The organism is Shimazuella sp. NTD247, from assembly GCF_059510415.1.
Genome location: NZ_JCAJZU010000004.1, coordinates 290,818 through 315,569 on the forward strand (window position 1 = coordinate 290,818; position 24,752 = coordinate 315,569).

The 24,752-nt window shown below is 38.9% G+C and carries 24 protein-coding genes; 20 read left to right on the forward strand and 4 right to left on the reverse strand.

The window, feature by feature from the left end; genetic code table 11:
* Window positions 1-277 precede the first annotated feature (277 nt).
* The 6 genes from ftsE to AC5WOC_RS12255 all read left to right on the forward strand — a co-directional run bounded on the left by ftsE (window position 278) and on the right by AC5WOC_RS12255 (window position 6,861).
* Complete coding sequence (gene ftsE, locus AC5WOC_RS12230) at window positions 278-964, forward strand: cell division ATP-binding protein FtsE (RefSeq protein WP_496055695.1); 687 nt, start codon at window positions 278-280, stop codon at window positions 962-964.
* A complete protein-coding gene (gene ftsX / locus AC5WOC_RS12235; RefSeq protein ID WP_496055696.1) occupies window positions 954-1,850 on the forward strand; it encodes a permease-like cell division protein FtsX in 897 nt (298 codons plus the stop codon). Before ftsE ends, ftsX begins: the two co-directional genes overlap by 11 nt.
* Before the next feature lie 31 nt (window positions 1,851-1,881).
* Window positions 1,882-2,940 (forward strand): murein hydrolase activator EnvC family protein, encoded by a 1,059-nt coding sequence (locus tag AC5WOC_RS12240; RefSeq protein WP_496055697.1) that lies wholly within the window; start codon window positions 1,882-1,884, stop codon window positions 2,938-2,940.
* Window positions 2,941-2,965: 25 nt separating this feature from the next.
* A complete protein-coding gene (locus tag AC5WOC_RS12245) occupies window positions 2,966-4,048 on the forward strand; it encodes a peptidoglycan DD-metalloendopeptidase family protein (RefSeq protein ID WP_496055698.1) in 1,083 nt (360 codons plus the stop codon).
* Between the two features lie 193 nt (window positions 4,049-4,241).
* A complete protein-coding gene (locus tag AC5WOC_RS12250) occupies window positions 4,242-5,687 on the forward strand; it encodes a S41 family peptidase (RefSeq protein ID WP_496055699.1) in 1,446 nt (481 codons plus the stop codon).
* Window positions 5,688-5,763: 76 nt separating this feature from the next.
* Complete coding sequence (locus AC5WOC_RS12255; RefSeq protein WP_496055700.1) at window positions 5,764-6,861, forward strand: PDZ domain-containing protein; 1,098 nt, start codon at window positions 5,764-5,766, stop codon at window positions 6,859-6,861.
* Window positions 6,862-7,431: 570 nt separating this feature from the next.
* On the opposite strand, the gene AC5WOC_RS12260 is transcribed toward AC5WOC_RS12255, so the two are convergent.
* Together AC5WOC_RS12260 and AC5WOC_RS12265 are read right to left on the reverse strand one after the other, a co-directional pair.
* Window positions 7,432-8,373, reverse strand: a complete 942-nt coding sequence (locus tag AC5WOC_RS12260; RefSeq protein ID WP_496055701.1) for a cation diffusion facilitator family transporter — start codon at window positions 8,371-8,373, stop codon at window positions 7,432-7,434.
* Between the two features lie 14 nt (window positions 8,374-8,387).
* Complete coding sequence (locus tag AC5WOC_RS12265) at window positions 8,388-8,780, reverse strand: ArsR/SmtB family transcription factor (protein ID WP_496055702.1); 393 nt, start codon at window positions 8,778-8,780, stop codon at window positions 8,388-8,390.
* A gap of 242 nt (window positions 8,781-9,022) precedes the next feature.
* On the opposite strand from AC5WOC_RS12265, the gene uvrB reads away from it, so the two are divergent.
* The 5 genes from uvrB (at window position 9,023) to catA (ending at window position 15,587) form a co-directional block, all read left to right on the forward strand.
* Window positions 9,023-10,993, forward strand: coding sequence for an excinuclease ABC subunit UvrB (gene uvrB / locus AC5WOC_RS12270; protein ID WP_496055844.1), 1,971 nt, complete (start codon window positions 9,023-9,025; stop codon window positions 10,991-10,993).
* A 3-nt stretch (window positions 10,994-10,996) separates the two neighbouring features.
* Entirely contained in the window at window positions 10,997-13,855 is a 2,859-nt protein-coding gene (gene uvrA / locus AC5WOC_RS12275) for an excinuclease ABC subunit UvrA (protein WP_496055703.1), read from the forward strand.
* Window positions 13,856-13,973: 118 nt separating this feature from the next.
* Window positions 13,974-14,297, forward strand: a complete 324-nt coding sequence (locus AC5WOC_RS12280) for a phage holin family protein (RefSeq protein ID WP_496055704.1) — start codon at window positions 13,974-13,976, stop codon at window positions 14,295-14,297.
* Window positions 14,298-14,402: 105 nt separating this feature from the next.
* On the forward strand, window positions 14,403-14,747 hold the full coding sequence (locus tag AC5WOC_RS12285; RefSeq protein WP_496055705.1) for a hypothetical protein: 345 nt from the start codon (window positions 14,403-14,405) through the stop codon (window positions 14,745-14,747).
* A 186-nt stretch (window positions 14,748-14,933) separates the two neighbouring features.
* Complete coding sequence (gene catA, locus AC5WOC_RS12290; RefSeq protein WP_496055706.1) at window positions 14,934-15,587, forward strand: type A chloramphenicol O-acetyltransferase; 654 nt, start codon at window positions 14,934-14,936, stop codon at window positions 15,585-15,587.
* Between the two features lie 135 nt (window positions 15,588-15,722).
* Here the strand turns inward: catA and AC5WOC_RS12295 are convergent, their stop codons facing one another.
* On the reverse strand, window positions 15,723-16,100 hold the full coding sequence (locus AC5WOC_RS12295) for a hypothetical protein (RefSeq protein ID WP_496055707.1): 378 nt from the start codon (window positions 16,098-16,100) through the stop codon (window positions 15,723-15,725).
* Window positions 16,101-16,244: 144 nt separating this feature from the next.
* On the opposite strand from AC5WOC_RS12295, the gene AC5WOC_RS12300 reads away from it, so the two are divergent.
* The 9 genes from AC5WOC_RS12300 (at window position 16,245) to AC5WOC_RS12340 (ending at window position 23,923) form a co-directional block, all read left to right on the forward strand.
* The gene (locus AC5WOC_RS12300; RefSeq protein WP_496055708.1) at window positions 16,245-17,012 is read left to right on the forward strand and encodes a class I SAM-dependent methyltransferase; all 768 of its coding nucleotides are present in this window, start codon (window positions 16,245-16,247) and stop codon (window positions 17,010-17,012) included.
* A gap of 32 nt (window positions 17,013-17,044) precedes the next feature.
* Window positions 17,045-17,734 carry a response regulator transcription factor gene (locus tag AC5WOC_RS12305; RefSeq protein ID WP_496055709.1) on the forward strand — a complete coding sequence of 230 codons (690 nt, stop codon included), beginning with the start codon at window positions 17,045-17,047 and terminating at the stop codon, window positions 17,732-17,734.
* A complete protein-coding gene (locus tag AC5WOC_RS12310) occupies window positions 17,735-18,667 on the forward strand; it encodes a sensor histidine kinase (protein WP_496055710.1) in 933 nt (310 codons plus the stop codon). It begins immediately after the preceding gene.
* A gap of 82 nt (window positions 18,668-18,749) precedes the next feature.
* Complete coding sequence (locus AC5WOC_RS12315) at window positions 18,750-19,673, forward strand: ABC transporter ATP-binding protein (RefSeq protein ID WP_496055711.1); 924 nt, start codon at window positions 18,750-18,752, stop codon at window positions 19,671-19,673.
* On the forward strand, window positions 19,666-20,331 hold the full coding sequence (locus AC5WOC_RS12320) for an ABC transporter permease (protein WP_496055712.1): 666 nt from the start codon (window positions 19,666-19,668) through the stop codon (window positions 20,329-20,331). Before AC5WOC_RS12315 ends, AC5WOC_RS12320 begins: the two co-directional genes overlap by 8 nt.
* Before the next feature lie 11 nt (window positions 20,332-20,342).
* Window positions 20,343-21,815 carry a serine hydrolase domain-containing protein gene (locus tag AC5WOC_RS12325; protein WP_496055713.1) on the forward strand — a complete coding sequence of 491 codons (1,473 nt, stop codon included), beginning with the start codon at window positions 20,343-20,345 and terminating at the stop codon, window positions 21,813-21,815.
* A gap of 426 nt (window positions 21,816-22,241) precedes the next feature.
* Window positions 22,242-22,430: a hypothetical protein gene (locus AC5WOC_RS12330; protein WP_496055714.1), complete on the forward strand. Its 189-nt coding sequence runs from the start codon at window positions 22,242-22,244 to the stop codon at window positions 22,428-22,430.
* A gap of 138 nt (window positions 22,431-22,568) precedes the next feature.
* Window positions 22,569-22,949: a hypothetical protein gene (locus AC5WOC_RS12335; protein ID WP_496055715.1), complete on the forward strand. Its 381-nt coding sequence runs from the start codon at window positions 22,569-22,571 to the stop codon at window positions 22,947-22,949.
* A 119-nt stretch (window positions 22,950-23,068) separates the two neighbouring features.
* Window positions 23,069-23,923, forward strand: a complete 855-nt coding sequence (locus AC5WOC_RS12340; protein ID WP_496055716.1) for a hypothetical protein — start codon at window positions 23,069-23,071, stop codon at window positions 23,921-23,923.
* A 52-nt stretch (window positions 23,924-23,975) separates the two neighbouring features.
* Here the strand turns inward: AC5WOC_RS12340 and AC5WOC_RS12345 are convergent, their stop codons facing one another.
* On the reverse strand, window positions 23,976-24,740 hold the full coding sequence (locus tag AC5WOC_RS12345; protein ID WP_496055717.1) for an SDR family oxidoreductase: 765 nt from the start codon (window positions 24,738-24,740) through the stop codon (window positions 23,976-23,978).
* Window positions 24,741-24,752: the final 12 nt, after the last annotated feature.

Here is a 24,752-nt window from a genome sequence, read left to right on the forward strand (position 1 = left end):
TAGGAAACTTGTAGAATGATGCTATAATAGGAAACAGGTTTTTAGAGGAATTGCGTTTTTTACCCCGAAAAATGAAAGATGATAGGAAGACTATTGGCATTTTCCTATTTTAAGATTGCCAAATTATGTTTCATTAGCATAATACTCTTTGTGTGTAGCTATATTTCTCTATTAAAAGAGGAAACTCAGTATGGTTTCGAGAAATACCTGACTACCTAATACTTGTGTAGGCGTAATCGCTGATGACAAATGCTGTGGTAAAACGGAAGGTGATTTTATGATAGAAATGCACGATGTATGGAAGGTTTACCCCAACGGAATCGAAGCATTACGTGGGATTGACGTAAAAGTGGATCAAGGGGAATTTGTTTATATAGTAGGACCGAGTGGTGCTGGTAAGAGTTCCTTTATCAAGTTGATGTACAGGGAAGAAAAACCTACACATGGAGTTGTTTTGATCAATGGTGTGAATGTTAAAAGGGTTCGAGACTGGAAAATTCCTTATGTACGCCGCCGGATTGGAGTAGTGTTCCAAGATTATAAACTATTACCGCATTTGACTGCATATGAGAATGTAGCATTTGCGATGGAAGCGGTCGAGACTCCTCGCCGTGAAATGAGACCGCGTGTTCAAGAAGTACTAGAGTTGGTTGGTCTAGGAGACAGGATGAAAGCATTGCCTTCGCAGTTATCAGGTGGAGAGCAGCAACGGGTTTCAATCGCTCGTGCAATTGTAAATAATCCGACATTTATCATTGCGGACGAGCCTACAGGAAACCTGGATCCAGAAAATTCTTGGGATATCATGTATTTACTGGAAGAAATTAATGCTCGTGGAACTACTGTCGTAATGGCAACACACAATAAAGAGATCGTAAATACGATGCGCCAACGTGTTATTGCAATTGAACAAGGCGTGATTGTGCGAGACGAATTGGGAGGCGAATACGGTTATGAAGATTGAAACCACAGGTCGCCATTTTCGCGAAGCGTATCGCGGAATCATGAAGAACTCATGGATGAGTTTTGCGGCAATGGGTACGGTAGCAGTAACACTCTTGATCTTTGGAGTGTTCCTTATTTTTGCGTTTAATATCAACTACTTGACCAAAGAATTGGACAAACAATTAGCAGTGCGAGCGTCATTACAAGATAATACTCCTCCCGCTAAACAAGTAGAAATCCTAAATAAACTAAAGCAAAGTTCACTAGTAAAAAAAGCTGACCTTGTTCCAAAAGATAAAGGTCTGGAAGAGATGAAAAAAAGCTGGGGAGATGCCAACTTTATTGAAGGATTAAAAACCGGAGATCAAAATCCTCTCCCAGATATTATCCGTTTGGAGCCTAGTGATCCGAAGAAAGTAAAAGAATTAGAAGCTGAAGCGAAGAAGATCCCTGGAGTTGTAGCGGCGGATTCTGGCGGTGGAGTGACACAAACTCTTCTTGGATTTTCTGGTGTAGTTCGAAACGTCATTCTTATTTTTGGAATAGCTTTATCTGTCTTAGCTGCTTTCTTAATTTCAAATACGATTAAATTGACGATTATTGCTAGAAGAAAAGAAATTGAAGTAATGCGGTTGGTAGGTGCTAGTAACTGGTTTATCCGTTGGCCATTCTTTATTGAAGGAGCTTTTATTGGTGTAACAGGTGCTATCCTGCCAATAGGAATTTTGCTCATACTCTATCAAGCGTTTTACAACACCATTAATTCTGGTGCAGCGTATACTGTAATTCAAATGATGCCAGTTACATCTCTAGGTGCTTATCTGGCAGTCAGTACATTTGTATTAGGTGCGATTATTGGAATTTTTGGTAGTGTGCTCTCTGTTCGGAAGTTCCTCAAAATTTAATTCAGTCAGCAAAGAACTTTGGGGGGGTTATATGAAACAGGTATTTGCAGCTAGTTTAGCAATGCTATTGGCATGTAGCATATGGGTTGCTGGTGCAGATGCGGCACCAGCAAAATCAAAACAACAACAAGATAAATTAAAGCAGTTACAAGAAAAAGAAAAAAACAAATTCGGTCAGCTTGGGGAAGCTCAGGTCGAATTGAACAAAATCAAAAAAGAGATTGCTCCACTGGAAGCAAAGATGGCTCAATATGATGCACAATTGGAGCAAGCTAACAAAGATTTGTCACAAAATGAAAAATTACTGCAACAACAAAAAACACAGTTAAATAAACGTGTTGTTCGTCTTTACCAGACTGGCGAAACGGGTTACATGGGGCAGTTGGTATCAGCAAAATCATTTTCCGAATTTTTGACTCGTGTCGAAGGTATTCGATTGATAGTGAAAAGTGATAGTGCACTGGTAAAACAGCTCAATGAAACGTCAACGAAAATTGCACAGACAAAGAAAACGACAGAACAATTACGTGCAAAACTACAGCCATTGTTCGCACAAGAGAAAGCGAAATTAGATGAAATTAATAAAACAACGAAGTCTTTAGATAAAGAACTGGATAATATTCAACAAGATGAAGAAGCCACCGCAGCTGCTATTAAAGAACAAGAGAGACTAGAAAAGATCGCCTCCCAGCAATATAGCGGAAACTATGGCACTGGCAGATTGATGAAACCAGCAGTAGGGACCATTACTTCTGGATTTGGTTATCGTTGGGGTCGACAGCATAAAGGTATCGATATCGATGATGACAAAGGGAAGAAGATTTTTGCTGCAGATTCTGGTGTTGTAATTCTTGCCAAAGCGGATCCAAATGGTTTTGGATATTACCTCGTCATCAAACATTCGGATGGGTTATCCACACTATATGGGCATATGTATCGCAGTACAGTCCGAGTATCCGTAGGAGATCATGTAACAAAGGGTCAATGGATTGCTGATATTGGAAACAACGGACATTCAACAGGATCACACCTCCATTTTGAAGTTCATAAAAATGATAAAGCTGTTGATCCAATGCCATATATATCTTAATTGGCCATTCTGGGAGGATGTTTAGTTGCAAAATACAAGACGCATACTCACTGCTACAATTGCTCTCTTGGTTTGTGCGAGTACAATTGTAGGCGGCGCAGAAGTAGATGCAAAAACAAAACGAGAAGAATTACTAGAGATCCGTGAACAAAAAAACAAAGTAATGGACTCTATCGCAGCTGGCAATCAAACACTGGAAAAATACAACAAAGAGATGGAAAAAAGTCAAACAGTAATTGACGGCATACAAAATCAAGTAGACAAAGTAGAAGTGGAGAAGAAAAAAGCAGAGGAAAAAGAAGTTCTCTACCAGCAAAAATTTAATAAACGTTTACGTGAGTTATATGAAAACGGCGAGATGGGTTATATGTCTCTGCTGCTGCAAGCCGGCTCCTTTAATGAATTTTTGGTTCGATTTGAATATGTGCGTTTAGTTGCACAACAAGACTATGCTCTATTAGCTGAACGCAAGGCGGCTACTGCACAAGTACAAGCGAAAATAGATAAATTAAATAAACTCATAGCAGTCCAGCAAAAAGAAGTGGACAAATCAAAAGCAGCTTTTGATAAAATGATGGCTGAAATGAAAAAAGATAAAGATAAATTAAAAGATTTGCAGGGCGTTGAAGATGCAAACGAATCTGAATTGATTGATATTAATAAAGACTTGATCAGCAGTGGGAAACTTAAATTTGCTTATACAGGCCCGTTACATAAACCGCTGAATTATCCGATTACATCTGGATTTAAATTTCGCTGGGGGAGAATGCATGAAGGAATCGATTTTGGAACACAAGGAAAAATAGGCATTCCATATGCGGCCGCAGCTGATGGTGTTGTAGTAGAGAGCAGGGTGTCTTCCGGATATGGCTGGCTGATCACCATCTATCACGGGGAGTATCATGGACAGCCATTCTATACGCGATATGCACATAGTTATCCTTATCAAGTAAAAGTGAAAGTTGGTCAAGAAGTATCCCAAGGAGAAATAATCTCTGCTATTGGAAACAATGGTCACTCAACTGGACCTCACTTGCACTTTGAAGTACGGATTGGATATGGAGCGAAACCACCAGCGAAAGATCCAATGAATTACCTCGCAAATTAAGGTGAATTGTATAGATGGAAGGAGTAAAGGACATTTCCTAACATAATTGGTGTTAGGAAATGTCCTCCTTCTATTTCTCAAATGAGCGTAATATGTTAGAGTAAAACCAAATTGGACAGGATTATTACCCACTCATGCCAATATTGGTTTTTATTAAGATAGATTGTTTTCGATCGGAGAAAGGGCTGGAGAAATGACAATTCGAAGAAGAACAGTCGCGCTCATGGTTATTGCCTCCATGGCATTAGGAAGTCTGTTAACCTCTTTGTTTTTTATGAATGAAAAGGGACAAACTTTTCCCAATCAAGCGACAAGCAGATCAGAGTTATATTCCAATTATGAAGCGAAATTAAAGAAAACGTTTGATACCATACGCTCTAGCTATGTCAGGCCGATCTCAGAACAAGCATTGTTAGATGGTGCATTGCGAGGAATGGTTGCTGCTCTTAGTGATCCTCATTCAGAGTATATGAACCCGCAAGAAGCAAAGCAATTTTTATCTTCGATTATGAATTCATCGTTTTCTGGAATTGGTGCAGGTGTTGTCCTGAAAAATGGCCAAGTTACCGTCGAGTCCATTGTGAAAGACTCGCCAGCGGAAGATGTTGGCATACAAGTAAATGATCAGATTCGCAAAGTAGATGGAAAAAGTATTATCGGAATGACCTTAAATGAAGCTGTTTCAAAAATCAGAGGGCCCAAAGGCACCAAAGTAAAACTAGAGATTGTACGCGGTGGCGGAGCTCCTTTTACAGTGACCGCAGTCCGTAAAGATATCCCTCAAAAAACAGTAAGCAATAAAATGATGAATAACCATATTGGATATATCGGCATTTCCCAATTTTCTCAGAGTACGGACAAAGAATTTTTTGATGCAATAGCAGCACTGGAAAAACAAAAAATGAATGGATTGGTTATTGACCTACGCGGCAATCCTGGAGGACTCTTATCTGTTGTTGTGAAAATGTGTGAAGCAATGCTTCCAGAAGGAAAAGTTATTGTCAGTACGCAAGATAAAGCTGGAAATAAGGTCGTTTATCGCGCGAAAGCAACAAAACTCAAGTCCTATCCGATTACGTTATTAGTGGATAACAGCAGTGCGAGTGCTGCAGAGATCATGGCAGCAGCTTTTCAACAATCAGGTAAATATACTGTTATCGGTCAAAAAACATATGGAAAAGGCAGTGTACAGTCAAGCGTTGAGTTTTCTGATGGCAGTAACCTGAAATTGACGATTGCAAAATGGCTTACACCAAACGGGACTTGGATTGACCAGCATGGTGGAACCAAAGGTTTATCTCCGAACGTACAAGTTCAGCCATTTGCTTTTGCATTAGCCAATCTGCCTGAAGGGAAGCAGGTATCGAAAAAAGACAGCAACAATACCGATGTGAAAAACATGCAGTTGATTTTGGATGCACTTGGCTTTAAACCAGGAAGAACAGACGGATACTTCGATACACAAACCGAAACTGCTTTGAAAAATTTCCAGAATGCAAATGGGTTAACTGTCAATGGTCAATTAGATGAGTCAACAGCTAAAAGTCTAGGTACAGCTTACCAAAGTGCTTTACGAGATCCCAAAAATGATAAGCAGTTGCAGACTGCTATCCAATTTTTGGAACATATTAGTGAATAAATGATGAACATAAAGGAATATATGGTACTAATGTCGAAACCCCTTCTAGCTGATGTTTGCACTGGAGGGGGTTTTTTTGCATCTGGAGTTTATCAAAACTTGGATTTCACTATGGACAGAACCATTGTGGATTGTTGCATTGTTTATACCAATCATTTTCACTATCTATACGAACCTCTTAGAGCGGAGACATTTTGGTAATATTTTAGAGGCGCCAATCCCTACGATTTTACGAACCTGTTTCTATGGTTTATTGGCAGGCTGTATATTGTCTTTTGTTCTTTCTTCTTTTTTATTTGAAGTATCAAAAGAAGAATTGTTGTTAGTTTGGATATGTACCATTGGATTTGCTATTTTCCGCAGAAGATTTGCATGTATCGCTTATTCCGTTGGCTTTTTATCCGTTTTGCATTTGCTGTTGCCGTATTTGCATATAACCGTTTTACCAGTGGGATTAGTGAGATGGTATTATGTAGTGAAAGATTTTTCCGTACTTCATTGGCTGTATATTGTTGGATTGGCTCATTATTTGGAATGGATATTAATACGGTTGGAAGGGTCTGTATCCAGTACACCCGTAAGACTTGATCATATATCGGGGAGGCGTGTTCCCGGCTATCTTTTAGCTAAATCCTGGCCCATATCATTGGTAGCATTTACTTCTTCTGGATGGCTCCCGCTGCCAATTGTAATTGGGTTTGCGAGTAAAAATTGTTCCAAACCGTTAAAACAAAAGAAAAGACTCATTTCTACACTCACTTTATTATACGCAGTCATTTTATCGGTATTGCTTTGGGGAGCTACGCTGCATGGGGAGTTGCTATGGTTTGCAGCAATATTTGCGCTGTTGGGACATGAGACGATGTATTTATGGAGCAGATTTATAGAGAGAAGAAAGGAACCTCTATTTGTTTCCAATGAAAAAGGTTTAAAAGTATTAGCTGTACTGCCCCAAACACCAGCGGCAAATTTAGGGATTAAGACAGGAGACATCATTCATCGGCTCAATGGAGTTCGAATTCAAACAGCAGATGATCTAGAAAAAGCAGTATCGCTTTCTTCCTTCTGCAAATTGGAAGTGTTGGATGAGCAGGATGACAGTCATTTTTTGCAGCGGGCTATTTATGAAAAAGATCCAAAACATCTTGGAATTGTAGGAGCAGAGCCGTTGTAATCCTTACTTTGAAATTGTTTATAATAATGCGAAGTGGTTTTGAAAGAAAGTCTACTTATACACTTGGTTATTTCGACGACCAAGTGTATTTTGTGTTTGACGTTTTTTGATAAATTTCCTACACTTTTCTAAACAGGTTTTAGGATTACAAATCCAAGAAGGCTTTCAATTACTAGATTAGAAAAAAGGAATGCAACAACATGTCTTGTAATTTGGATGCTCTATGATATACCTTTTATAAGTTTAGAATGTTTCTATTAAGAATAATTAGAAGTATATAAAGTTAAAAAACCACCTAGAATGGTGGTTTTTGTTAAGTACGATTGTCTGATTTAATTTCATAGTAGAATGAATCCTAGCGTGGAGGCGGAATAAAGAAGCGCATCAATTACTCCCTCCTTGTATCACTTTTATGGAATGAGACTTGCTAAGGATTCCTTCTAACAATAGGAATTCCTTAATTCGATTATAGCAATAAACATATGAATAAACAATAAATTCATTAAATTAAGTGATTTTATTATTTTAAAAAAAGGAGATTAAACAGATCTCCTTTTTTTTAAAGTCATTTTATTTACACTGTCCTTTTGTCAGACAGTCTGTATGATGAAAATCAATTGTTTCAATTTGAATGGTTGTATGCTGAATGTGAAACTGATCTTTTATCTTAGTGATTGCTTCTTGCAAAACAGTTTGACTTGTAGCTTCATCTTTAATAAGGATATGGCACGATAGTGAATCAAAGCCAGAAGTAATAGTCCAAATATGCAGATCATGAATGTTTTGTACACCAGGTATTTCTAACAAAACCGCTTCAACTTTTTGTTTATCGATGGTGATCGGAGTGCCTTCCATCAAAATATGAAAAGAATGGGAGACGACGCCCCAAGCACTTTTTAAGATAAGGATCGTGACAAAGATACTAATAATAGGATCTGCCAGATACCATGAGAATGTCAGCATGAGAATTCCCGCAACAATCGCACCGACAGAGCCTAAAGCATCCCCGATGACATGAAGGTAAGCACTTCGGACGTTTATATTATCTTTTACATCACTATTTCGCATGAGTACCCAAGCACTTAATAGATTTGCCAATAGACCAATACATGAGATTACGATCATGGAGCCGCTTTGTACTTGAGGAGGGTGCATGATACGCAGCACCGCCTCCCAAGCAATAATACCTGCAATAACAAATAAGGCAACACCATTAAAGAGAGCAGCAAGTATTTCAAAACGGTAATATCCATACGTTTTTTTTGGAGACGGCGGACGGGCTGCAAAACCCATCGCGATTAAACTCAGCGCTAGGGAACTTACATCACTAAGCATATGACCTGAATCCGATAAAAGTGCAAGACTGTTGGTGAACAGTCCTCCAAAAAATTCGATGAACATAATACCTGCTGTAATGATTAACGCAATGCTCAAGCCTTTTTTATTACTTTGTGCACCATGATCATGGTTATGTCCATGTCCATGACTATGGGAGTGATCGTGAATGTGCATAATCTCCCTCTTCCCTAAACCGCTTTGTTTTTTCCAGAATGAGATATATGTTCAAGTCCTATTTCCATCAAGCTTAAAACATGTTCATCATCAATGCTATAGTAAACCATTCTTCCCACTTTGCGATGTTTAACCAAATGCAAAGCTCGTAAATTGCGCAGTTGATGGGATACCGATGATTGTGTCATCTCCAGACTAGCTGCTAAATCACAAACACATAGTTCTTTTTGAATAAGAGTATGGATAATTCGTATCCTAGTTGGATCGCTTAATGCTTGAAACAACAAGGCGAGATTATTTCCTTGCTCAACAGGCAGTTGTTTTGTTTTCATTTCCGATATAATCTCATCATGAATGATAGTAACATCACAACATTCTTTTGCATCATGGGATTCTAAAGAACTCAATATGTTTTCCTCCATCACTAATATATGAGCATATATTCATATATTAATCTTACGCAACAAATTATTATTTTGTCAATGCTCAAGTAAAGGTTATAGATCCCTAATAGAAGAACGAATGTTTTCGATTGACAGCAAAAGTATGTTATAATGTTGGATGTTGAGAATGAAAAAAGTTGTTTTTATATAGATACGATTCAGGCATGTAAAATGGACGGTGATTGAATTTGGATAAATTATTTGAAATGGTATCGGAGTTTCAACCAAGTGGTGATCAGCCCAAAGCGATTGAAACACTGACAAATGGAATATACGAAGGTAAAAAACACCAAACTTTGCTTGGGGCAACAGGTACAGGGAAAACTTTTACGATTGCTTCAACGATAGCTAAGGTAAATAAGCCAACTTTGGTAATTGCTCATAATAAGACATTGGCAGCACAGCTCTGTGGTGAGTTAAAAGAGTTTTTTCCAAACAATGCTGTAGAATATTTTGTCAGTTACTATGATTATTATCAACCTGAGGCTTATATCCCTCAATCCGATACTTTTATTGAAAAAGATTCTTCGATAAATGATGAAATAGATAAACTGCGACACTCAGCGACAAGTGCATTAATTGAACGTAATGATGTAATTATCGTTGCTAGTGTCTCTTGTATTTATGGTCTTGGTTCACCGATTGAATACCGTGACCTTGTTTTATCATTGCGTGTTGGTATGGAAAAAGAGCGTAATGCCGTCTTGCGGAAACTGGTGGATATTCAATACCAGCGTAATGACATCAACTTTACACGAGGGACCTTCCGTGTTCGCGGGGATGTCATCGAGATATTTCCGGTTTCCAGGAGTGAACAAGCAGTCCGTGTAGAGTTTTTTGGTGATGAAATTGAACGTATTCGGGAAATAGATGTTGTAACAGGAGAAATTATTGGTGACCGGGAACATGTTGCAATATTTCCTGCTTCCCACTATGTAACTCGTGGTGCAGTGATGGAACGTGCTCTAAAAACAATTGAAGAAGAACTCCAAGAACAATTGGCTTTTTATAAAAGCGAAGGCAAACTGCTGGAAGCACAGCGATTGGAACAGCGTACGCGTTATGATATGGAAATGATGCGCGAGATTGGATTTTGTTCTGGGATTGAAAACTATTCCCGTCATTTGATCGGGATGCAGCCTGGTCAGCCGCCGTACACTTTGATTGATTATTTTCCGGATGATTTCTTAATGGTGGTAGATGAGTCTCATGTATCTATTCCGCAAATAGGTGCAATGTATAATGGCGATCAGGCTCGAAAAAACATGTTAGTAGAGCATGGTTTTCGATTGCCATCAGCAAAGGATAATCGTCCGTTAAAATTCGAAGAATTTGAGAGCAAAATCAATCAAATATTATTTGTTTCTGCTACTCCAGGTCCATATGAATTGGAGAAAACACCGGAAATGGTAGAACAAATTATCCGGCCGACAGGACTGCTTGATCCGAAAATCCATATTCGTCCGATAAAAGGCCAGATCGATCATTTGATTGGAGAAATCAATAAACGTGTAGAAAAAGATGAACGAGTACTGGTTACCACTCTAACCAAAAAGATGGCAGAGGATTTGACTGATTACTTTAAGGAAATCGGTATCCGTGTCCGCTATTTGCATGCAGACATCAAAACGATTGAGCGGATGGAGATATTGCGTGATCTTCGTCTGGGAGAATTTGATGTACTAGTGGGCATCAACCTTTTACGAGAAGGACTTGATTTGCCTGAAGTATCCTTAGTCGCAATTTTGGATGCAGATAAAGAAGGTTTTTTGCGGGCAGAACGCTCCTTGATCCAGACCATTGGTCGAGCTGCACGAAATGCCAATGGAGAAGTGATTATGTATGCAGATAAGATAACCAACTCCATGCAAAAAGCGATTGATGAAACAGAGCGTCGTCGTAGTATTCAAACCGCTCATAATGAAAAACACGGAATTACACCGATGACGATACAGAAAAAAGTACGACAAGTGATAGAAGCGACGAGCAAAGTGGCTGAAGAAAAAGCCACATATGAAACGAAAACAGGTCAGAAGAAGATGACCAAAAAAGAGCGACAAGTATTGCTAGCGAAAATGGAAAAAGAAATGAAACAAGCCGCAAAAGATTTGCAGTTTGAAAGAGCAGCAGAATTACGTGATATTCTCTTAGAGTTAAAGGCAGAAAGTGGGGATTAACGGTTGGCGATTGAAAATATTGAGATACGTGGAGCACGTGTCCACAATTTAAAAGATATAGATGTTACTATCCCTCGTGATAAATTAGTTGTTATTACAGGACTCAGCGGTTCAGGTAAATCTTCCTTAGCCTTTGATACGATATATGCAGAAGGGCAGAGACGATATGTGGAGTCTTTGTCTGCATATGCCAGACAGTTTTTAGGACAAATGGATAAACCGGATGTCGATAGTATTGAAGGGTTATCCCCTGCAATTTCAATTGATCAGAAGACAACGAGCCGAAATCCGCGTTCAACAGTAGGAACGGTAACTGAAATATACGATTATATCCGGCTTTTATTTGCACGTATTGGTCGTGCATATTGTCCTAGACATGGGATAGAGATTACTTCTCAAACTACAACTCAAATGGTTGATCATATCATGGCATTGCCAGAACGAACGAGAATACAAATTCTTGCCCCTGTAATCAAAGGGAAAAAAGGAGAACATGAGAAAGTATTAGCAGATATCCAAAAACAAGGATTTGTTCGTGTTCGAATTGACGGAGAAATACAAGAAGTCAGTGAAGTAGAAAAGCTGGAAAAAAATAAAAAACATACGATTGAAGTTATGGTGGATCGTATTGTTATTAAAGAAGGAATCGCCTCTCGATTGACAGATTCAGTGGAGATGGCACTTCGTTTATCCGATGGAGAAGTCCTTGTTGATGTGATCGACGGAGAGGAGATGCTTTTCAGCCAAAATCTCGCCTGTCCAGAATGTGGTTACAGTATTCCAGAGCTGACTCCACGTATGTTTTCCTTTAACAGTCCTTTTGGAGCATGTCCAACCTGTGATGGACTGGGAAATCGGATGGAGATCGATCCATCGCTAGTCATTGCAAACCCAAAACTATCTATCAGCAAAGGTGTTATCGAACCTTGGGCTAGTTCGACTAGTAACTACTACAACCAGTTGTTGGATGCAGTTTGTAAGCATTTTGCAATCAGTAAGACCAAAGCATTTGAAAAGTTACCAGAAGAACAGCAGCAGCTTCTTTTGTATGGTTCCAAAGAGCGGTTTCCTTTTAAATATACGAACGATATGGGTTTTACCCGCGATACCCATACTACTTTTGAAGGAGTCATTCCCAATCTGACTCGCAGACATCGAGAAACTGCATCTGATATGGTTCGTGAGCAATTGGAGAGCTATATGAGCACCAAACCTTGTCCAACTTGTAAGGGAGCACGTGTGAAAGAGGAAATGCTGCACGTGCGAGTTGGTGATCAAAATATCGATTTTGTGACAAGACTTACGATAGCAGAAGCATTATCATTCTTTGAGTCTCTGGAACTGACAGAGAAAGAACGACAGATTGCAAGACTTGTATTAAAAGAGATAGAAAGCAGACTGGGCTTCCTATCGAATGTCGGTTTGAATTACCTGACATTAAGTCGTTCTGCTGGAACATTGTCAGGGGGAGAAGCACAACGTATTCGTCTGGCAACGCAAATCGGCTCCAGTTTGATGGGTGTTCTTTATATATTAGATGAACCGAGTATCGGTCTTCATCAGCGAGATAACACTCGTTTGATCCAGACTTTGGAGCAGATGCGTAATTTGGGAAATACGCTCATCGTAGTTGAACATGATGAAGATACGATGATGGCAGCTGATTATATTTTGGATATCGGTCCAGGAGCTGGTGTGCATGGCGGCCAAATTATTGCTGCGGGTTCTCCGCAAGAAATTATGGAAGATGAACAGTCACTCACTGGTAATTACTTGAGTGGAAGAAAATATATTCCCTTGCCAGAAAAACGCCGGGAAGCGACAGATAAATGGATTAAAGTTGTAGGAGCATCCGAAAATAATCTCAAAAATGTGTCTGCTTCTTTTCCTATTGGACTTCTCACTTGTATAACTGGTGTTTCTGGTTCAGGAAAAAGTACATTGATCAATGAAATATTATTAAAATCCCTTTCCAAACAGCTCAATCGGGCAAAAGCAGTACCTGGGCAACATAAGAAGATCGAGGGCATTGAACATCTGGATAAAGTTATCAGTATCGATCAATCACCAATTGGCCGTACACCGCGAAGCAATCCAGCCACCTATACAGGTGTATTTGATGATATTCGTGATGTATTTGCATCGACGACAGAAGCGAAGATAAGAGGGTATCTCAAAGGTCGTTTTAGCTTTAATGTCAAGGGCGGACGCTGTGAAGCTTGTCGCGGTGACGGCATCATTAAAATCGAAATGCATTTCTTGCCAGATGTATATGTTCCTTGTGAAGAGTGTAAAGGCCAGCGCTATAACCGTGAAACATTGGAAATTCGTTACAAAGGCAAAAATGTAGCAGATGTACTCAATATGACAATTGAGGATGCTGTACAATTTTTTGCCAATATCCCAAAAATCAAGCGAAAACTACAGACATTACTGGATGTCGGATTAGGCTATGTCCAATTGGGACAACCAGCGACCACATTGTCTGGAGGGGAAGCACAACGGGTGAAGCTCGCTTCTGAGCTGCACAAACGCAGCACAGGCAGAACATGTTATGTGTTAGACGAACCGACAACTGGATTACATGTGCACGATATCGCCCGCTTACTTACTGTACTCCAGCGGCTTGCTGACAATGGTGATACAGTACTCGTTATCGAACACAATTTGGATGTCATCAAAACGGCAGATTATATCGTTGATTTGGGTCCAGAAGGCGGAAAAGATGGTGGTATGCTTGTTGCAACAGGTACACCAGAACAAGTGGCAAAAAAGAAAGGTTCTTATACAGGAGAGTATCTTGCACCTATTTTAAAAAGAGAGCAAAAACGTGGGAAACAAGCAGTTACAGTTGGAAGTTGATTCGAAAAATAAGACCACAGTCCGTGGTCTTATTTTTGTAACATACGTATTATGGGGATAAGGTTAACTTGAGCTAGTGGTACAAGACAGGTATACTTATGGAAAGGGGAGATAGATCATGCGTTGGATAATAGGGATTATCTTAAATGCTGTAACGGTATATCTCATCGCGACTTACCTGCCAGGTGTGCATGTAGACAACTGGCAAACAGCACTATGGATCGCAGTTTTAATCGCAGTTATTAATATTCTCATCTGGCCGATTAAATGGTTATTGTCGATCATTACTCTTGGCTTGTTTGGCTTGATTCTGAATGTAGCTTTATTTGGAATTTTGAGCTGGTTTGTAGATGGATTTTCTATTGATGGTTTTCAAGCTGCTTTATACGGCGGATTGATTTTAACACTGGAATCTACGATTGTGCGATTTATAACAAGATAATGCTCTCCCTCCTTTTCTAGTTGAGAAGGAGGGGTTTATTTATGTTTAGACGTGTTTGCTCAAATGAAAAGAAGTATAATGAGAACAACCGATGTTGGAGGAAGAATGATTGTTTCCAAAAATGGTGGAATCGTTGAAAGAAAATTGCAGACCGTTCATGCTGATGAATTTCACTTTTGGGGAAATGCCTTTCCTCTTGAAGGGGAAGTAACAATTATCGTCGACGGGATGAAAATTTTTTCAACTGACGAGGAAATAGTTGTTACAAGCCCCGAATGGCTGATTTTGCGTCATGGAGACGAGAACTATCAAACGAAATTTGTCACCGAGACCCTCTATTTCCCTAAAGATGCAGAATGGTTTATGGTTCACAGCGGATTTCATCTGCACCAATTTTACTATTTTCGGGATGGTCGATTTCTCCCAGACAGAAGGTTGCGAATAGAATAATTCGCTTCGCCTGAGCTTTATGCAGGTACCAGGGGCAATTTCACCGAGATGAAGTTGCCCAAAAAAATGATTTTGAAATCTGCTGATTTCTAAGTTTTTATTAAAAATAAGTGGTGAAGATTTTGATGAAGGCAGTTGACTAACCTCCTGAAATAAAGCGACAAAATTTCAGGAGGGGTAATAAAAATGAAATTTCACCTTATTGATCGAGAAAATTGGGACAGGAAACCATATTTTGAGCATTATTTGCGTCTTGGTTGTACTTTCAGTATAACTATGAATTTAGATATTACGGTGTTATTGGAACAGCTTCGCAACAAGGGATTGAAGCTGTATCCTGCTTTTATATATATCGTCAGCTCTGTGGTGAATAAGCATCGTGAATTTAGAGTTTGCTTTAATGATGAGGATTGCTTAGGGTATTGGGAGCAAATGATACCAAGTTATACTATCTTTCACAAGGAAAATAAATCTTTCTCTAGTATATGGACGGAATTTTCCAGTGATTTCAGTGTTTTTTATCGGTATTATCTAGATGATATGGAACGATATGGGGATAGGAAACAATTTTTGGCAAAAGAAAATGAACCAAAAAATGTTTTTCCAATATCCAGTATTCCTTGGGTTTCTTTTACAGGATTCAACCTCAATATAAGTAATAATGCTAATTACTTATTACCCGTCATTACATGCGGAAAGTTTTTTAAGCAAACAGATAGAATGCTGATGCCTGTTTCTTTGCAAATACATCATGCGGTTTGCGATGGATATCACGCTAGCAAATTTCTGGAAGATGTACAACAGTTAGCAGATGATTGTTATGAGTGGCTTCCAAAATAACATATCATTTATCATTAACCCAACGATTGTTGGGTTATTTTTATTTAGATTGAATATTCCGTATATTATTTACGTGCGGACTATCGATAGATGTTGATTATCGTTAGTCCTTGCAACCGGTCGGTTTGACCTTGATCAACCGATGGTCACGTTGGTGCAGACGAGCGACAAGAATTCACCGAGCCTCTCGATCGAGAACTGACCGCCTGTGATCTTGCCGTTCTTGGATTCGCCGCCCTCGATCTCCACGATGAACCACCGACCGGCAACGTTGATCACGCAGGAGTTGCCCGGGTCGAAGCTGAAGATGGTCATACGGTGACCGGTGGAGAGATAGAAGTACCGCTCCCGAGAGTCGAACTGACGGAACCAGTCGGTCGTCAGGGTCATCTCCTTCATCGAGAGTTCCATCGGGAAGTAGCCTCCATTGGAGCTCTTGATGGTCTCGACTCCCGTGATGATCAGGGAGGAGAAGGAAGCAGTGCTGATGCCGCTACCAAAAACGATGCTCATGTCTTGCATTCTCCTAGGATGGAGTAGTTGATTCGTAATTCTATTATATGATCCATTAGGAATAGAAACAATTTTAAATAAGAAAATCAGTCTTTAAAAAGTTGTAAAATGAATATAAGACTAAACGAAAATAGGAGGCACTATATGATGAAAATTACCAATCCAGCTTTTGCATACGATGAACATGGACACTCCTACGCTTCTATCCGTCAAACGGATCCCAGAATTGCCGCTTATGTCCATCGTGCCTTGGGTGCAGCGAATACAGTGATCAATATTGGAGCAGGTGCAGGGTCTTATGAACCAACAGATCGCTATGTCATTGCAGTGGAGCCATCCATCGTGATGCGGTCGCAAAGAGCAGTTCATGGCAAAGTACCAGCTGTGCATGCTTTTGCAGATCATCTTCCTTTTGATGACGATGCTTTCGATGCTGCTATGGCAATGGTTACTGTGCATCATTGGCCAGACATGAAGGCAGGTTTACAAGAAGTAAGACGTGTAACCAAGGAGCAAATTGTAATATTAACTTTTGATCCTGATGCATTGGACGAGTTCTGGAATGTTCACTATTTCCCGGAGTTAATAGACATAGAAAGACAGCGCTACCCTTCTATGGAAAAACTAAAGGATATTCTGGGAGGGCATGTAGAGGTGCATAAAATCCCAATTCCTCTCGACTGTACGGACGGCTTTCAAGAAGCATTCTATGGTAGGCCAGAAGCTTTTTTAGCAAAAGAAGTGAGACTTGCCCAATCAGCATGGGGATTTTTAAATGACCAATTAGAAGCGCAATATGTAGCGAAGTTAGCTAGAGAGATAGAGTCAGGAGCATGGGATAAAAAATATGGCCACTTTCGAAAGCAAGCTGAATTTGTAGGAGCTTTGCGATTGCTTGTAGCGAAGCCTTGATAGTATATATACAGAATCGAGAGGGATGAAAGGTGAATGAAAATATTCTCCTTGTAGAAGATGATAGAGAAATCGCAGAAATGGTGATGCACTTTCTGCAAAAAGAAGGGATGAATCTGCACCATATCGCAGATGGAATGGAAGCCTGTCAAATAATCCAAACAAAATCGTTTGATATGATCTTACTGGATTTGATGCTTCCAGGTATGGATGGTTTGGAAGTATTAAAACAACTTAGAGAAAATAGCTTTGTCCCTGTTCTGATTTTATCTGCAAAAGATAGTGATTTGGATAAGGCATTGGGACTTGGTTTTGGTGCAGATGACTATTTGTCTAAACCATTTTCCCTTATTGAGCTATCTGCGAGAGTAAAGGCAGGTCTGAGACGGGCAACAAAGTATGGACAACCGGAAAAAAGCAAAAAAATAACCATTGGAGAACTAGTATTAGACCTAGATAATTGCAGTGTTTATAAATGTGGCGAAGAAATCCGTTTGACAGCGAAAGAACTGCAAATATTAACATTGTTTATGTCCGAACCAAAACGGGCATTTTCCAAAGAACACATCTATCGACTCATATGGAACGAAGATTTTTTTATGGATGAAAATGCGATTCAAGTGCATATTCGCCGGTTGCGTGAAAAAATAGAAGAAGATCCTTCTTCTCCTCGGTATATAAAAACGATATGGGGTATTGGTTATCGGATGGGAGATTTTTAAATGTTATCTTTTTTGCTTGTCATCAATCTTCTATTACTCTGTAGTACTTTGTTTATATATCATCAAAAGCAACAAAGAGACCGAAATCTCGACTACATATCGCAAAAGCTAGACAAAATAATAGAGAGTAATTCTAATGAAATGATTCGGCTTTTTACAGAAGATAAAAAAATAATTTCACTGCTTGTTGGGGTCAATCGCTTACTTGAGCAAAATAGTAAAACTGCCCGAACATATCATGAGTTGGAAAAGTCCATACGTAAATTGCATACGAACATGTCCCATGATCTAAAAACACCATTGACTGTTATTCTTGGAAATGTAGAAATGTTATCCGATGAAGATGCTATGTTCTCAACTACACAAAAAAGACTGATAGCAAAAGTACACACGAAAGCACAACAGATGCTCAAAAGAATGAATCAATTTTTTGATCTAGCAAAAATAGAATCAAATGATATGGTATTTCCACTCACAAAAACAAATCTCAATGAAATATGTAAAGAAAATATCCTGTTTTTCTATGATCAGATCACATCCAATGGAATGGAAGTGAAGATAGATATACCGAAAAATCCTATTTTTATAGAAAGTAATGCCGATGCATTGGATCGTATTTTAAAAAACTTGCTGTCCAATGCTATTCGTTATGGTTCCGATGGAAACATAATCGGATTGAGACTTCGAAGTGATAAACAGTATGCGTGGATTGATGTTTGGGATCAAGGAAAAGGCATAAGTGAAAAAGAGCAGACAAAGATTTTTGAAAGGTTATATACAATGGACGATGCTAGAAGTGAGATAAATCAAGGCAGCGGATTGGGTTTAACGATTACGAAGCGTTTAGTGGGGAAATTAAATGGCTCTATTCAGGTCAGCAGTAAACCGTACGACTGTACAGCATTCACGATACGATTTGCGTTGTTAAAGTAAGGTTTTCGTAAGGTTTTTGAATGATAAAAGCAAGATCTGCTTGTTATGCTTGGATTAGTTTCAAGAGCGGGAGGAGGAAATAATGCAAAGAGTCGTATACACAGACAATCTAGGCAAAGTAATGAATAGAAAACATATTATTACCGATTTTCATATGAATGTAAAACAAGGGGAAATTTATGGTTTTTTAGGTTCAAATGGCGCAGGAAAAACAACCGTCATGCGAATGATCACGCAAACACTTTATCCGACTAGTGGGAGAATGGAAATATTTGGTGAGGATCTTACTTTTTCTTCTCATGAAATACGAAAGCGTATAGGCAGCGTTATCGAGTTTCCAGTTATGTATGAGCACCTGACAGTGAAAGAAAATTTGATGATTCATTGTGAATATATGGGTTACTATGATAAAAACTGGATCGATAAAGTATTGGAGCTCACTCGATTAACGGAAACAAAAGAGAAAGTATGCAAATATTTATCACTTGGGATGAAACAGCGATTAGGAATTGCGAGAGCAATTAGTACCAAACCGGAATTACTCCTATTAGACGAACCATTAAATGGTTTAGATCCAATCGGTATTCAAGAACAACGAGAATTGTTTCGCATGTTAAATAAGGAATATGGTATGACGTTGTTGATCTCCAGTCATATTTTATCAGAAATTGAACAAATAGCAGATACGATCGGAATCATCCAAAATGGAACAATGGTAAAAGAAGCGGGGATGTCCGTTTTACGTTCAAAACAGAGTGAGTTTATAGAAATCATTGTTACAGACAGTACAAAAACTTCATATGTGTTGGACAATAAGCTAGGTATCTCTAATTTTAAAGTATTTGATGGCAATAAAATTCGTATATACCAACATGGGGTATCTCCTGTTGAAATATCGAAGGTATTGGTCAAAAATGATATTGGTTTAGAAACGCTAATTAAAAGAGAACAATCACTGGAAGAATATTTCATGGAGATCATACAAGAAGGAAACAGCTATGTTTAAATTGATCAAGCTAGAATATCGGAAAGTACAGTTAAAAACATTGTTATGGATCTCTGTTGGTGTGATTCCTGCATTGATTTTTTGGTGTGTATATAACAACGGAGGACATCGCATCTCGTATACCGACCATCATCGCGCCTTTGCAGATGTTCATCTCTATGTGCATACTGTTTTTCTCACCATAACATCGATACTAATCGTTAAAATCGTGTTGGATGAATATCGTAATCGTACCATTACAGTGTTGTTTTCCTATCCCCATCTGCGCAAGTCAATCATGTTATCGAAGGTAAGCTTTATTTGTTTATTTGCGCTGTCTTCAACTATGACTGCGAGTTTTATTTTAATTGGAGCATTTTCTTTTCATCACCCATATTTTTCGTTAAATATGCCTATATTCAAAGAAGAATGTATTTTTATTCTTTTGCTCTCTGTGTCAGCAGTTGGTATTAGTTTGGTAAATTTTTTCATCGGAATGCTTCGTAAATCAATAGCTGCAACTATTATTTCTCCAATTTTTATTACAGTTGCCAGCAGTGAGTTTTATGATAGTGAATCAATTATAACAACGATGTACATTAGTTTATGCTGGTTATTATTAGGGATCGTATTAGCTTTTTTAAGCATTCGCAGCCTAGATCAAATAGATGTTGAGTAGGAGGAATCTTCATGGATTTTTTTTGGAAGGCAGTTTTTTCGTGCATATTAGCAAGCTTTGTTTTATTTCATTGGCAAGTTCAACCTATTTATGCAGAAACAAAGAGTCAAATAGAACAAATTGATCAATATATTCAGAATAATATGAATGAAAATCATATTCCTGGACTTTCGGTAGCGATAACATACCATAACAAAGTGATTTTTACCAAAGGATATGGGTATACAAACAATAATCAACCAATTACTGCTCATACACCATTTGCGGTTGCTTCACTGAGTAAGGCTTTTACAGCAATGGCTGTGATGCAATTAGTAGAAGCAGGCAAAGTTCAATTGGATCATCCAGTAGTGACTTATATTCCTGACTTTCAATTAGCTGACTCGAGGGGAAAACAGATTACGGTTAGACAACTGTTGCAACATACAAGTGGATTAACCGATCAGGTCAATCCTGATATGACTCTTGATCCACAACCTAAATCGTTTCATCAGTTTCTCCAGCACCTGCATTCTGTTTCGTTAGCAAGTGAACCTGGAAAGGAGTATCACTATCACAATCCAAACTATATTCTCTTAGCTTATTTAGTAGAAATGGTGAGCAGAGAGAAGTTCGCAGATTATTTACAAAAACATATTTTCCTCCCGTTAAATATGACGGAAACAAAAGGATTCCGTTCTACTGATGACATGGAAAATACTTCAAATCTTGCAAAGGGACATTACTTTTTGTTTGGTCAGCCGGTAGAAGCAAAGGAACCAAAGTGGTTTATTGAAGGGCCGGCCGGTATGGTTTCCACAGCAAACGATATGGCAAAATGGTTACTGGTTCAAAGTAATTATGGGAAATTTCAAGATAAGCAAATTTTAAGTGCAGAGGGTATGAAACAAACACACGCCTCCAATAATCCAAATGTAAACTATGGAATGGGCTGGGACATTCAAAAGTCGGATAAAGGAAAACTGCAAATCCAACACACTGGAATACTGTGGACATATAAGGCGGAAGAGATCATCAGGCCAGAGGAAGGATTAGGGGTAGTAGTTTTATTTAATAGCGGTTTAAATGCATTTGTAGATTATACATCTTTTACAAATGGAATCACCAATATTTTAACAAACAAACCTGCTTCAGATACTTTTTTCTCCAATCAATGGTCAGAGCTAATCGTAGCAATATGTATTTTAGTCACTATTGCCTGGGCAATAAAAAGTATCATAAAAAGGAAAAACTGGTATGAAAGAAAAGTCCCTCGATCGAAAGTAGTTGCGATTTTTTGGTTGAGTATGCATTTTCTCCCTTTCCTGCTGTTTGTTTTTCTGCCGCAGCTTTTAACTTTTATTGGGGCAGGACGTGTAATTTCATGGACTGGGATATACTTTATGATGCCCAGCGTATGTTTCCTGCTATTTATTTTTGCTGTTTGTCATCTCATTGTTTTTGGAATTCGGCTTTTTTATTTCGTCAACAATTCATCATCTTAATATAGCAATTGTCCGTTTCATGGTTGCTCAAAAAACCCAAGGTTTATAAACAATTAGAACCAGAACCATTATGTAAACTCATTCCTTCAATATTGAGTTCGGATTCTTCTGTATGGCGGGAAAGTACTCTAAGTTAAACTCTTAATTTTGCGAGGTTTTTAATGAAACTTGGATAAACTGCCAATGGCAAAAATTAAAGAGTCGTTTTGCGATAATATTTTTGAAATATAACAAACTCCCACCATAGGATACAGGTTGCTGATCTTACTTTATTACCAGAAAAATTGAAACTATCTCGACAATATAAAGAAATAGATTTGGACTATAAAGAAGTACAGTTGTTGGAAGTGCTCCTACGTAACGAATCGATGGTTGTCAGTCACGATTGTTTATTGGACAAATTTTGGGATTGAAGAGATATTATTGATGAAAATACACTTAATATTTATGTCGCATGACTTCGAAAGAAATGAAAAGAGTAGTCAATGTGCAAATTGGAATACTTTTTTCCTTCCTACCATTATCTCTATTGGTTGTTTCTTCTTGGTGCAGTTAATTAGCTTTCTCATTGTTCGTGGTCGATACTGGTCACAAATGAAAGATGCTATGGTCTAACAAATGAATTAATCACAATAAGGAAATAAGGCATCCAAGGGAATGCCTTATAAATTCATTATTACATATATTCAAAATTATGGGTAAATAGTATAATTGAGTTATGTCTCGTTATATATTTCCAAAGGAGAGATTTTTGTGAAAAGAAATTGGTCTTTGCTAACGATAATTATCCTATGTTTTATCGTCTCTGTTAGTCTATTTACCCCAAATTTCAATCTAGCTTCAGCTGCTTATCAAGACTCTTGTACCGTAGATAATGTTCCTTCTTTTTGCCGTACATCTGAATTTACGACAAAAAGATCAACAAAGATCAGTTATGACGCTAGAAGTTATAGTGGTCCCGATGTTCGTGTCTACATAAAAAATAGTAAAGGGAAAATTTTTGTATCCAAAGTTCTGTACACAGCTGGAAGTAGAAAATCCGGATCGATTAAAGTGCCGGCAGGATCTTATTATTTAGAACTGAGAATAGAAGGTCCTTTTGGAAAAGCAAAAGGTACATTCACTGGTTATTAAAAATAAACTGTAATGTTATCTATAAAGTTAAATACACAATGTCCTTCTTCCGACGAGAATGAAGGGCATTTTTTATGTTAAAATAAAAATATCTATTCACTGCACTCCTTAGGAGTATCATGTACAACGTTATCGAGCCGGGAAAGCGTCGCATTGTTCGTCTTCCGAAAGGGACGAAGGTGGTCCTGAAGGGCGGCCAGGAGCTTCCCGAATACACGCTGACCTTTAAGCAGAAGCTGAGGCTCATCCACTTGGAAAATTCGTTCAAGGGTGTAAACGGAGTTGTCACGCCTGTTAGCTTTGACGAAGAGGTGTCACGCCGGCAGATCGTCATTCGTGACGGCAAGATCAAGGGTGAACTGAGGCAGACGTGTTATCTGCTGAAAAAGCATCGGGGTGAAGGTGATCTCTGTGACTGTAAGCCTGTTTTCACCAATCAGCCTGAGGTAGTGGCTGTAAAGCGTGGAAAGGTGAAGAACTGGCACGATCATATTCATTTCGGTTGGGGCCGCAAGTACTGGGTGCTTGAGGTTCGCAAGCGTGATGGATTGTACACCGTGGCTGGCGGAGTGCTGGACAACTATCATGCTAAGGCAGACGATCCACTGGCTGCAAACGGTGCAGCAGAACTCTGGGAAGAAACCGGTATCTGTTCTCACCGCATCACTGGTTCCATCGCTTTTGCCTCCTTTGAAGGAGACAAGGGTGATGTCAACTGGATCTGGTGTGGTGATGGTGATGACTCGTTCACTGTCTCCGATGTCATCGATGGTTTCGGTGAGAAGCAGCGTGAGGAAACAAGATGTCTGCTGTTTGTCGCTCTGAACAAACGAGCGATTAAGAAGCTCAGGAAGAGCGGTGAGAAGCTCTGGCCAAACCTGATCGAATTGCTTGAACAGGATCTCAAGCGGCGTCGGATGGAAGCGTTTTGGGAGTGGATGTCATACCTCCCGAATCTGTACGGAATTCACTAGGGATGTAGATGAGCCCCCTCTTGCTCAGCAGAGGGGGCTCCTGATATTTTCATTAAGCATGTCCGCCGCCTGTTACATCGATCATGTCTCCAGTAATAAAACGAGCATCATTGGATGCTAGGAATGCTACAACATCTGCGATATCAGAAGCCTCCCCGGCCCTACCCAATACTGCCATATTTTTTGCCATGGATTGGCCTTCTGGTGTATGTAACCAAGAAGCATTGATATCGGTATCGATTATTCCTGGCAGAACTGCATTTACTGTGATTTTTCTCGATCCGAGCAAATGGGCCAACTGCATAGTAAATGTGTTTAGCGCTCCTTTTGTCAAGTTGTAGGCCATAATATTTGGAAAGGGGATCCGTGTCACACCTGATGATATATTGATAATCCTTCCATCGTCTCGTATAGAAGTGAGCAATTTTTGTGTTAAAAAGAAAGGTGCTTTTACATTGACTGCGAACAATTGATCAAATTCGTCTTCTGTTGTTTTTTCAAAAGACTGTGAAGTACCAATGCCTGCATTGTTTACAAGAATATCAAACTGCTTGTTGTTTGTAAGTTGTACTAATTGGTCTTGAAATTCTTGTACCAATTGGATTGTTTCTGTTGATTTACTAAGATCTGCTTTTATAGCAAAAGCTTGTCCGCCATTTTGTATTATTTGGTGTACTACTTCTTCTGCTTTGTTTTGGTTAGATCCATAGTGAACTGCTACTGTTGCTCCATCTTTTGCAAGGCGCAAGGCAATTCCTCTTCCTATTCCTCTGCTTCCCCCGGTTACGAATGCTATTTTTCCATGTAAAGGTTTCATTTGTTTTTCCTC